Source organism: Sphaerotilus sp. (assembly GCF_041083715.1).
In the GTDB taxonomy this organism is placed as follows: domain Bacteria; phylum Pseudomonadota; class Gammaproteobacteria; order Burkholderiales; family Burkholderiaceae_C; genus Sphaerotilus.
Genome location: NZ_JBFPGY010000178.1, coordinates 1 through 2,932, shown reverse-complemented (window position 1 = coordinate 2,932; position 2,932 = coordinate 1). Strand labels below are relative to the sequence as shown.

The following is a 2,932-nucleotide window of genomic DNA, read 5'->3' as shown; positions in this document are numbered from 1 at the left end:
TGGTGTGGCCCGCATGGAGCGGAGCGCTGGCGTGGCCGGTGGCGGCGGTGGCGGCGTACGGGCTCACGGTGGTGGACATGGCGCTGGTGCTCGGGCCGGGCGCGCCGCCGACGCTGGCGGTGCTGGCTTGGCAGTGGCTGCTGGACGCCGATCCGCTGCGCAACGCGCAAGGGGCGGCGGCAGCGTGTGTGCTGGTGGGCGTGATGGCGGCAGGCGCTGCGGCCTGGGCCGCGCTGTGTCGGGTGGCACGGCCGGCGCTGCAGGCGTGGTGCGTGTGTGGTTCCGGTCGCTGCCGCCCTTCCATGCACCCCGTTCTTGCGGGGATGGTGGCGCGCGGGGGGACGGTGCTCTGGCTGGCCGCGGGGTTGGCGCTCGCAGCCGCTTCGGTCAGCGGTGTCTGGCGCTTCCCTGCGTTGTGGCCGACGGTGTGGACGCTGTCCGCGTGGACGCAGGTCGGCGCCGCGGCAGGCACGCTGTGGACGACGCTGTGCGTGGCGCTGGCCGCGTCCGGGCTGTCGGTCGTGCTGGTGGTGCTGTGGCTGGAGGCGACCCCACCCGCCTGGGACCGCGCAGCGACCGCGGTCGCGCTGGTGCCGGTCGTCGTGCCAGGCCTGCTGCTGATGGTGGGCGTCTACCGGATCGCGCTGGCGCTGCGGCTGGACGGCACCTTCGCCGGGCTGGCGCTGGTCCATGCGTGGATGGCGCTGCCCTATGTGCTGGTGACGCTGCTGCCGGCGTGGCGGCGTTTCGATCCGCGCCATGCCTGGGTGGCGCAGACGCTCGGCCGCGCGCGCATGGCATGGGCGTGGCAGGTGAAGCGCCCGTTGCTGGCGCCGCCGCTGGCCTCGGCGCTGGCGGTGGGTGTTGCGGTGAGTGTGGGCCAGTACCTGCCGACCCTGTTCATCGGGGCTGGTCGGCTCTCCACGGTGACGACCGAGGCGGTCACGCTGTCCGCTGGCGGGCAGCGGGCGACCGGAGCGGCGTTCGCGGTGCTGCAGGCGCTGCTGCCGCTGCTGGGCTTCGCGCTGGCCGGGACCGTCGGTCGGGTGCAGGAGAGGGCGCCATGAACGCACCGGGTGCGTCCGCGGCGCTGCGGCTGGTCGATGTGACCGTCACGCTGCACGGCCGCGTGCTGGTCGGGCCGGTGAATGCGGTGATCGCACCCGGCGAGGTGCTGGCGGTCACCGGGCCGAGCGGCTGCGGCAAGAGTTCGCTGCTGCAGGCGCTGGCCGGGCTGGCCGCGCCGCCGCTGCAGGCCACTGGTGGTCTGTGGCAGGGTGATCGGCCCTTGCACACGCTGGCGGTCGAGGTGCGCCGGCTCGGGTTGATGTTCCAGGACGACCTGCTGTTCCCGCACCTGACCGCGCTGGACAACCTGCTGTTCGCCGTGCCGGCTGGTCGGCGCGCCGAACGGGTGGCCCGCGCCGAGTCCGCGCTGGCCGAGGCCGGACTCGCAGCGCACGCCGGCCACCGTCCGCACCAGCTCTCCGGCGGGCAGCGGCAGCGGGTCGCGCTGCTGCGCACGCTGCTGGCTGCGCCGCGGGCGCTGCTGCTGGACGAGCCATTCTCGCGGCTGGACGTGCCGCTGCGCGCCGCGATGCGCACCCTGGTCTGGCAGACACTGGTCCGCCACGGGCTGCCCGCCGTGCTGGTCACGCACGATCCGGCCGACCTCCCGCCCGGCGCGCAGGTGCTGGCGCTGCCCGACACCGGCCACGGAGGCCCGGATGCTTGACCGCATGGTGCTGGCATGGCTCGCACCGACGGTGCAGCGCATCGCGGGGACGCTGGTGCGGCGTGGGGTGTCGGCGGACACCGTGACGCTGGCGGGGGCGGTGGCCGGTCTGTCGGGCAGCGGGCTGGTGGCACTGGGGCATCCGCTGGCGGGGCTGCTGCTGATGGCACTGGGCCGGCTGGCCGACGGACTGGACGGCGCCGTCGCGCGCCTGACTGCTCCGACATCGCGCGGCGCGTTCCTGGACATCACGCTCGATTTCCTCTTCTACGCCAGCGTGCCGCTGGCCTTCGCCGTGCTGGAACCGGCGCGCAACGCGCTGGCGGCGGCCGTGCTGCTGGCAGCGTTCATCGGCACCGGGTCGGGCTTTCTCGGCTTCGCCATCCTGGCCGAGCGGCAGGGGCTGAACAGTGTGGCCTATCCGCAAAAAGGCTTCTACTACCTCGGCGGTCTGACCGAAGGCACCGAGACGCTGCTGTGCTTCGCGGCGATGTGCCTGTGGCCGGCGGCGTTCCCGGCGCTGGCGTTTGGCTTTGCCGCGCTGTGCGGCCTGACGATCTGCACCCGGCTGGTCGCGGGATGGACGCTGCTCGACGCGGCACCAGACAAGGATGCGCTCCCATGACCCGACGCCAATGGCTGATCCTGCTGACCGTGGTGGCGCTTGCCGCTGCGTTCTGGTCCTTCGACCTTGGCCACTGGCTGCGCCTGGAGACGCTGAAGGCGCGGCAGGCGGATCTGCTTGCCCTCCACGACGCCCACCCGCTGGCCGTGATCGCCGTCTACATGGCGGTCTACGTCGCCGTCACCGCGCTGTCGCTGCCCGGCGCAGTGATCCTGACGCTGGCGGGCGGTGCGCTCTTCGGGCTGTGGACCGGGCTGGTGGTCGTGTCGTTCGCGTCCACCGTGGGTGCGACGCTGGCCTTCCTCGCCGCCCGTTACCTGCTGCGCGACCACGTCACCCGCCGCTTTGGCGCGCGCCTGGACGAGGTCCACCGCGGCATCGCGCGCAACGGGGCGTTCTACCTCTTCACCCTGCGCCTGGTCCCGCTGGTGCCGTTCTTCGTCATCAATCTGGTGATGGGTCTGACGAAGATGCCGGCGCGCCGCTACGCCTGGGTGAGCCAGCTCGGCATGCTGCCGGGCACGCTGGTCTACGTGAACGCGGGCACGGCGCTGGGCGGGCTGCAGTCGCTC

Annotated in this window: 4 protein-coding genes; all 4 read left to right on the top strand. The window is 73.2% G+C overall.

Going from position 1 to position 2,932, the window contains the following annotated elements:
- A partial coding sequence (locus AB3X43_RS07875; protein ID WP_473965082.1) for an ABC transporter permease family protein occupies nt 1–1,067 on the top strand: 1,067 nt, incomplete at its 5' end.
- Nucleotides 1,064–1,735 (top strand): ATP-binding cassette domain-containing protein, encoded by a 672-nt coding sequence (locus AB3X43_RS07870; RefSeq protein WP_369429302.1) that lies wholly within the window; start codon nt 1,064–1,066, stop codon nt 1,733–1,735. The genes AB3X43_RS07875 and AB3X43_RS07870, both read left to right, overlap by 4 nt.
- A complete protein-coding gene (locus AB3X43_RS07865) occupies nt 1,728–2,360 on the top strand; it encodes a CDP-alcohol phosphatidyltransferase family protein (RefSeq protein WP_369429301.1) in 633 nt (210 codons plus the stop codon). The genes AB3X43_RS07870 and AB3X43_RS07865 overlap by 8 nt, the downstream gene beginning before the upstream one ends.
- A partial coding sequence (locus AB3X43_RS07860) for a TVP38/TMEM64 family protein (RefSeq protein ID WP_369429300.1) occupies nt 2,357–2,932 on the top strand: 576 nt, incomplete at its 3' end. The genes AB3X43_RS07865 and AB3X43_RS07860, both read left to right, overlap by 4 nt.

What these genes read in the sequence shown, in the direction of transcription:
- AB3X43_RS07870 (WP_369429302.1), top strand. Translation starts at nt 1,064, where the DNA reads ATGAACGCACCGGGTGCGTCCGCGGCGCTGCGGCTGGTCGATGTGACC.
- AB3X43_RS07865 (WP_369429301.1), top strand. Translation starts at nt 1,728, where the DNA reads ATGCTTGACCGCATGGTGCTGGCATGGCTCGCACCGACGGTGCAGCGC.